Origin of the sequence: Candidatus Magnetobacterium casense (assembly GCF_019173545.1) — a bacterium.
GTDB lineage: Bacteria > Nitrospirota > Thermodesulfovibrionia > Thermodesulfovibrionales > Magnetobacteriaceae > Magnetobacterium > Magnetobacterium cryptolimnobacter.
In genome coordinates, this window is sequence record NZ_JABXWD010000189.1 from 1 (window position 1) to 6,738 (window position 6,738).

The 6,738-nt window shown below is 48.8% G+C and carries 4 protein-coding genes; 3 read left to right on the plus strand and 1 reads right to left on the minus strand.

Annotation, left to right across the window (positions count from 1 at the left end; genetic code table 11):
- Positions 1–2,477 (minus strand): DNA polymerase I (gene polA / locus HWQ67_RS10695; protein ID WP_218252680.1); only part of this gene is annotated, 2,477 nt, incomplete at its 3' end.
- A 491-nt stretch (positions 2,478–2,968) separates the two neighbouring features.
- Between polA and HWQ67_RS10700 the strand changes: the two genes are divergently transcribed.
- The 3 genes from HWQ67_RS10700 to HWQ67_RS10710 all read left to right on the plus strand — a co-directional run bounded on the left by HWQ67_RS10700 (position 2,969) and on the right by HWQ67_RS10710 (position 6,615).
- Positions 2,969–3,730: a hypothetical protein gene (locus HWQ67_RS10700; protein WP_218252681.1), complete on the plus strand. Its 762-nt coding sequence runs from the start codon at positions 2,969–2,971 to the stop codon at positions 3,728–3,730.
- 208 nt (positions 3,731–3,938) lie between these two features.
- Positions 3,939–4,325: a helix-turn-helix domain-containing protein gene (locus tag HWQ67_RS10705; RefSeq protein ID WP_218252682.1), complete on the plus strand. Its 387-nt coding sequence runs from the start codon at positions 3,939–3,941 to the stop codon at positions 4,323–4,325.
- Positions 4,318–6,615, plus strand: a complete 2,298-nt coding sequence (locus HWQ67_RS10710) for a VIT and vWA domain-containing protein (RefSeq protein ID WP_218252683.1) — start codon at positions 4,318–4,320, stop codon at positions 6,613–6,615. Before HWQ67_RS10705 ends, HWQ67_RS10710 begins: the two co-directional genes overlap by 8 nt.
- The last annotated feature ends 123 nt before the right edge of the window (positions 6,616–6,738 follow it).

Consider the following 6,738-nt stretch of genomic DNA (forward strand, 5'->3'; position numbering starts at 1 on the left):
ACAAGCGCCTTTGTCGTGTCAACCTCAACTTCGGGGACCTCAAAGAGCAGTTCGTCGTGGATCTGAAGGAGCATCCTGGCACTGAATCCGCTTGCCACAAGGGCACTGTGGACGTTTACCATGGCCACCTTGATGATGTCTGCGGCAGAGCCTTGCACGGGGGTATTGATGGCAAGACGTTCGGCCTGCGTGCGACGATTGTGGTTGCTGCTGTTCAGATCAAAGATAGGCCTCCTCCGGCCCTTGAGCGTCTCCGCAAACCCACGACGCCTGGTCTCCTCAATGACCCTGTCGATGTACGACTTGACGCCTTCGTGCCGCTGAAAAAAGACGTCTATGTATCGCCTGGAGTCCTCGTGTGATATCTTGAGTGCCTCGGAAAGCCCGTGGGGGGACATGCCATAGATTATGCCAAAGTTGATCGTCTTTGCAATGCGGCGCATATCGGCAGTCACCGCACCTCCCTGGACGTTAAAGACCTCCCGTGCCGTCCTGTCGTGGACGTCCTCGCCCGCAACAAATGCCTCCACGAGTGAGACATCGCCACTGAGGTGCGCAAGGACCCGCAGCTCGATCTGCGAATAATCGGCACTCAACAGACAGTTCCCAGCCTCGGCCACAAAGGCACCCCTGAGCTGTTGCCCCCAGTGACCCGAAACGGGGATGTTCTGGAGGTTTGGCTCCGAACTGCTCAACCTGCCGGTGGCCGTGGCGGTCTGATTAAAGGTCGTATGAAGTCTGCCGGTGGCTGGGTTTACGTAGGTTGCAAGGGTGTCCAGATAGGTGTGTTTGAGCTTGGCAAGGGTCCTGAACTCGATTATCTCTGCGGGCAGTTCGTGTTTAAGCGCCAGGGCCTCCAGGACGGCGTTGTCTGTGGAATAACCGGTCTTTGTCTTTCTCTGTGTCGGCAACTTGAGCCTCGTAAACAACACCTCACTGAGCTGCTTGGGCGAGTTGATGTTAAACTCCTCCCCTGCCAACATGTAAATCCGACGCTCGATGCTTGCCATCTGTTGCCCGACCTGGGTTGACAGGTCACTTATCAGCGCGGTGTCGAGCTTTATGCCGTTGGCCTCCATATCCCTGAGGACGTAGACTATGGGCATCTCAATTTCGTCGTAGAGACCTAGCAAACCGGCCTGTCCAAGCCTGTCAAAGAGCACCTCCCTGAGTCTGAGGTTGACAACGGCCTCTTCAGCCAGGGTGCGGACCGGATTGAGACCTGTTGCGTGATCATAAGCCAGATATTCGGTCAATATATCGGCGAACCGGTGTGCTTCCCTGTTGGGGTTGAGCAGATAAGATGCTATCATCGTGTCATATAGATAGCCCGCCGTGTTGACTCCAATGCGAGCAAGGACATGCAGGACACCCTTGATGTCATGGCCGACCTTTGCCGTATTGCTCAACAGTGGATTCAGGACATCCCTCAGTTGTATGTTGTCATCCGTGTATTGAGCGTAATATCCGGTCTTACCATCGACTGCCAGGGCTATTGCAGCAGGGTTGTTGGCGGCGTCCGTGGCGACCCTCAAGGAGACAAGTTGTAGCGTCGATGTCTCAAGCAAGCCTATGCCCTCTGTGCCGGTGACTACCTCAATCTCAGTCTTTGATTCAGTTAAAGCCTCTGCGGGTGGGATGAATCTCATAAAGGATGAAAACTCGTACTCGGTAAACAGCGCCATCAGCCTGCTGCGGTTGGGCTTTCGCTCCGCAAAAAGGCCGTCAACGTCTATCTCCATTGGCAGGTCTGTGTCGATTGTCACGAGCTGTTTGCTCAATCTGATATTGTCAACGCTATCGAGGACAAGGCTTCTGATGCGTTTGTTGGCAATCCTTGAGGGATTGTTGATAAGCTCGTCGAGGGAACTAAACTGTCGCAGGAGTTCAACGGCCGTTTTTTCTCCAACGCCCTTGACCCTTGGGATGTTATCGGAGGTATCCCCGGTCAACGCCATGACCTCCGTTACCCTGTCCGGTGGCAGACCAAAACGCCGGATCACGTGTTGCACGTCGAGTTCAACGTCCTTGATCGGGTCGTAGATGCGTATGCGAGGCTCCAGCACCTGGAGGAGGTCCTTGTCCGATGAGACGATGTAGACGTCAATCCCCTCGGAGGCAGCCCTTTTGGCAACGGTGGCCAGGATGTCATCGGCCTCAACCCCGGGTATTGCGAAGGTCTTGACGTCCAACGCCTGAAGGATGTCCCTGATGGGTGCCAGTTGTGCTATCAGCTCATCGGGGGGATGGGGGCGTTGGGCCTTGTATGCGGGATAGAGGCGGTGTCGCTGCGTTGGCCCGGCACTGTCGAAGGCCACGGCTATGGCAGCGGCGTTTCTGTCCTTTATCAGCTTAAAGAACATGTTGACAAAGCCGTATATCGCGTTTGTCGGCAATCCCTTGGAGTTGCTAAGGTTGCGTATTGCAAAAAACGCCCTGTATATATTGGCGGTACCGTCTATTAAGTACAGAGACATGTCCTATACTCCCTTGTTTATCACAATGCAAAATCAAGCCCTTTATATCCTGGGCATCAGATAATTAATAACTCCTTTGTGATAATCCTTACTACGCCATTTTAAACTCCCAAAAACATAAGGTAACATACATACACTATAGTATGTCAACCATAGGTGATAGGGAATTTGTGTATCTTCTTTATATTTCATGGTAGCAAAAGAAAGAAAGGGGCGGCTCCGCCCCCCTTCAGAACCCCCTGCAAGGGGGCCAGCCCCCTTGACCCCTTCCTGCGAAACCGTTTACCATTCTTTTTTAAGAGGATACGAATTTGTTTTCCTGTAAATATTTCTGTACGGAGACAAACAACGTAATAATAGCAACACTACTGCTTGTCTCCTTTACAGGAACACTTGACCAATACATCGGTAAAATTATATCGTTAGTAGTGATGACAAAGCTGTTGATGTGTAGATCAATCAGCGTGGCAAATTTACACAGGTGAGGCGGTATGCTTGAGTCGTTTAAGGCGACGGGATTTTTCACTTCCTGTGGCATAAAGGATGTTGCCAATGCGTTGCCCGATGGCAGGTTTCGCGGGTTACCGGAGATATTGGACATTCCCTGTCCCAACGCATGTTTCAGGTGTGCGGAGGTCTGTCCCACGTATGCGGTGAGGGTCAATCCTGTCAGAATAGACCTGCGGCGATGCCTCTTTTGTCCTGAGTGTGAGCGGGCGTGTCCGGAGGGAAAGATCAGATTCTCAAACGGTGTAGACCTGGCAACAACCAACCCGCAGTCGATGGTCATCACCGTAGAGAACAAGACCCCCGTCCTGGAGGCAGGCAGTTTCAGTCTGTTTAAACGCTCCCTGAGCCTTTTCAACATCTCTTCCGGGGGGTGCAACGGCTGTGAGCTGGAACTGGCCGAACTCTCAAACGCCAGGTATGACATCCAACGCTTTGGCATAGACTTTACGTCCACGCCGTTGCACGCCGATGGTTTGCTCATAACGGGACCGATGACACATAACATGGCCACCGTTGTTGAGGATACGTTGAGGGTTATTACCCTGCCGAGGATGTTGGTACTCTGTGGTGCATGCGCCATCAACGGGGGGGGTTTTTGTAGGCTCACCGGCCCTGGACCGCAGTGCGTTGGTCGGTCTCAAACCCGACTTGGCCATTGCAGGCTGTCCACCACATCCACTGGCGGTATTGCGGGGAATTTTGAGACTCCTGGGGAGGTAGGCTTACTCCAAACGATACCGTGACAGTATTAACAACGGCTGTGTATCTTCTTTATATTTCAACCCCTTCCTTGACTCTCCTTATTGCCGTGCATTGTTAAACCGCCCCTTTCTTTCTTCAGGATATCATCACAGGATTTTTTACAACAAGAATTTTATTTTGTCATATATTGGGAACATATCCGCAAAAAATTATACTTGATATTACGACAGTATGGTGTTATAATAAATCATGTCAAATAAAAAGTACCTCATCACAGAAGTATCTGAGATAACAGGGTTCAGTCTGAGAACCATCCGGTACTATGTCAGCTCTGGCATAATCGAACCACCGGAAGGCAGGGGCCGTGGAGGCTTCTATAACGACAGTCATATAGCCAAGCTGCGACAGATCAAGGGTATGCAGGAAAACGGGATGAGGCTAAAAGATATCATCAACCTTGATAGATCAAGCGAAGTACCTAAAGCCGAAACGACTCGGCAGGTTTGGTTTAAGTATGAAATAATCCCTGGCCTGGAAATCCACGTCAGGAAGGATATAGAAGAGAACGAAAGGCAAAAAATATTTGACGTTGTCAAATTATCAAAGACGATACTTAAGGGGAATGGAGATGTTTGATTCAAGTTTTGGACTTCTTACAACAAATCAGGTTGCGGTCCCTCTGACGGCAGTTGAAGTGCATGGGGCTATTATTGGCAGGGGTGCACGTGTGAAGATAATCCAACGATTCAAAAACGCAGAGCCTACTGCCATAGAGGCGGTATATAAATTCCCTCTCCCTACCGATTGTTCCGTCTGTGGCTTTAAGGTAACAACTGGTGACAGGGTGCTTGAAGGGGAGATTGAAGAAAGGGACAGGGCATTCCATATTTACGATAAGGCCATCTCTGAGGGGCATGGCGCTTTTCTCCTGGATGAGGAAAAGCCCAATATCTTTACCCTCTCTGTTGGCAATATTCTGGCAGGTGACGTTGTAGCATTGGAAATACTCTATGTCACCATGCTTGACGTCAATAAGGACGAGGTCAGGTTTGCATTACCCACAACCATAGCGCCTCGATATGTGCCGGATTACGCTGAAGACGTTGACGGCATCCCGGTAGACGAGTTGGTAAATCCACCGTTTACGCCACAGTCCACGTACTCTTTAAACCTTAGTATAAACGTATACGGCAAAGAGGATATATTAGCCATAGAATCGCCTTCTCATAAAGTCAGTAATAATTTCAATAACGATAGCATCACGGTTAGTCTCACATCCAATGCCAACGTAATGGACAGGGATTTTGTCCTTAACGTCAAGTATAAGGGAGATTTTACCACGAGGGGGTTTGTGTATGACGACGGTAACGACAGGTTTATACAGGTGGATTTTGTAAATAACATCAACGATCCTGAGATAACGGAAAGAAACGATACCTCTGAAGAGATAATCTTCCTGGTAGACTGTTCCGGTTCTATGCAAAACGCCCCTATACAAGCCGCAAAGCGTATCGTTAAAGCCGCTATTTTAAACACACTGAAGGAGGGGATGTTGTTTAATTTATACGTCTTTGGCTCTTCTTATAGTAACGCCTTCCCGTTAAGCGTTACGTACAATAGAGGCAATAAGGACGCTGCCTTGGATTTCGTTTCAAAGATAGACGCCAACTTGGGCGGTACCGAGATACTTCCTTTACTACAGCACGTATTCAGCATCCCTGTTACACCTGATATTAGAAGAAGCATTATAATGCTCACAGACGGCCTAACGGGAAATGAAGAGGGGATTTTTCAGCTTATCAAGTCTAATTCGAGGAAAAACCAACTCTTTATCGTAGGCATAGGGTATGGAAGCAATGATTACCTGATCAAGCAGGCGGCTTCAATGTCGGGCGCTATCGCTACATTTATCTCTCCTGATGTCGCTGACATTGAGGCAAAGGCATTGGGGTTTTTCAGTAAGACACAAGGAGTATGTATCAGAGATGTAGAGATCACAGGGCGTGTTGATCTTGACCAGGTACCTGTTAGCCCTGTAGTTTATGAAGGGGGATCGATCTGTATATTTGCAAAGACAAGAGACTCTGAGATTTTAAACCAGGATGCAATACAGATAACCGGCACTATAAATGGCAAAAGACACAATGGTTGGACAGTGCCACTGAGAAAAGTTAATGGTAACGCCATACCTATACCTGTGCTGTGGGCACGGGAAAAGATAAGAGAAGTTGAGGAAAACAGCCTTGCAACAACCGGTTCCAGACAGGGCAGGCGAAAGGACGGCAATGCAGTCGGCGACGAGTTGGTTCGTTTGTCTAAGAAATACGGCCTTATATGTCGAGAGACCTCTTATGTAACAGTTGAAAAGAGGCTTGACAATAACAACAGAGGCGAACAGATCGTCCTAAGAAAGGTGCCGGCTCAGTTGCTTCATGGACAGGGTAGCGGTATCGATGGTGAGGTAAATTTTGGGAGCGAGGATTGTGAGGTAGATTTTGGGAGCGAGATGGATATGATATGTGAGTCTGCCTGTGAAGTTTCAGAGGGATGGATGGTAGTAGAAGGAGAAGAGAGGTTGTTCCCATTATTGGAACATATCTACTCAATATTTGAGCGAGGAAAGGGGCTTGAGATTGACCCTACAATCGCTGATTTTTTTGGTATCTCTATCGAGGAAATCAAAAAGTTAGCCGAAGAGATAGAAACCGAAAAAATGACAAACAAATACATGCTTCTTTCCACTCAAATAATAATTGAGCTACTTTCGATCTATCATGTGATTTGCTGTGAAAGTTTGGATATCCTCTCGGAGGTAATGGCATGGTTGCGTGCTGAGACAGTGCGTTGTCGTCCGAGTTTGGAAGGCGTTACGTTGAGAGAATGGGTTTCAGAGTATGTCAAAAAGCTTAAAGAGACAAACAAATAACAATAACCGGTTACCGGTTAAACCTTCATGAATAGGAGCACTATTCGCCCCCGCCCATGAAAATTGCGAGAGCCTTATGCATTGTGCCCTGGTTCTACTGCTCTTGACAGTTTTTTCATTCAA